At 58.4% G+C, this 1172-nt stretch carries 1 protein-coding gene and 1 pseudogene; both read right to left on the bottom strand.

All coding sequences use genetic code 11. The annotated features are described in order from the left end of the window. Positions 1 to 876 (bottom strand): ABC transporter permease (locus CRO48_RS31545; RefSeq protein WP_097143565.1); only part of this gene is annotated, 876 nt, incomplete at its 3' end. Positions 877 to 879: 3 nt separating this feature from the next. Then, positions 880 to 1172, bottom strand: a pseudogene (locus CRO48_RS31540) (ABC transporter permease); the annotation flags it as partial.

Raw genomic sequence — 1172 nt, 5'->3', positions numbered from 1 at the left:
CAGCATCAGGAGAAGACCGAACTGTGGCATTGAACCGGCCACCGTCGCGAGAAAGATGCCAAGCGAAGTGGTGGCGAACAGCTGAAGCACCGTGCCTGCCAGAAACAGCATCAAGGAACCTTCGATCGGCACCTTGAGAAGGCCCTGCACGACGAAGACAAGCGAAACGGTCGAGGCAAGAAGCACCACAAGTCCCATAGACCAGATCTTGCTCACCATGATCTCGGTCGGAGTGACCGGCATGACGAGCAGGTGTTCGATCGTGCCATGCTCACGCTCGCGGATGAGGGCAGCACCCGTGAGAACGATCGCGAGCATGGTGATCGAGGAGATCACGTTGTTGATTGCCCCGAACCACCCCTTGTCGAGCGACTGGTTGAAGCGGGAACGCAGCGCCAGATCGACGGGGACAGTCGTATTTCCCCGGTAACGGTTGAGGTATTCATTCACCTCGCCCGAAACGATCGACTGGACGTACCCGCCGCCGCTGAAGGCCTGGGTCATCCGGGTAGCATCGACATTGAGCTGGATCGTCGGCGCCTTGCCGGCGAGCAGGTCGCGCTGGAAGTTCGGCGGGATGTCGAGGGCGAAGGTATCAAGGCCGCTGTCCATGCGGCGGTCCATCTCGTGCTGCGAGATGATTTTTGGAATCGTGAAGTAGGGCGGATAAAATGCCGTCAAGATGCGTGAGGAGACAGGAGACTGATCCTCATCCACGACCGCGATCGCCGCGTTGTTGAGTGTCTCCGGCATTGCCGTCGAGGCGGTGTAGATCGACAGCGTGAAGGCATAGACGATCAGGACGGCGAGCATCGGATCGCGTGCAAGCGCCCGCAATTCCTTGACGCCGAGTTGAATGACGTTGGCCAGTCGCATGGATCACGCCGCCTGTTTCTTGAGGAAGGCCACGGTCATTCCGGTAAGAACGGGAATGGCGATCAGGAGAGGAATGAAGGAGGTTGCAAGATCGTTGAAGTTGAGCGCCTTCGAAAAAGTGCCACGGGCGATCGTCACGAAATAGGTTGCAGGATAGATCTGGCCGATATAGGCGCCCATCCCCTGAAGCGACGATACGGGGTCGATGATCCCCGAATATTGGACGGCCGGGATTATGGTGATGAGGGCCGTGCCGAAGATGGCGGCGACCTGGCTGCTGATGAAGCTCGAAATCA

Source organism: Rhizobium subbaraonis (assembly GCF_900220975.1).
Taxonomy (GTDB): domain Bacteria; phylum Pseudomonadota; class Alphaproteobacteria; order Rhizobiales; family Rhizobiaceae; genus Mycoplana; species Mycoplana subbaraonis.
The sequence above is the reverse complement of the archived record's forward strand: the minus strand, read 5'-3'. Positions and strand labels throughout refer to the sequence as shown.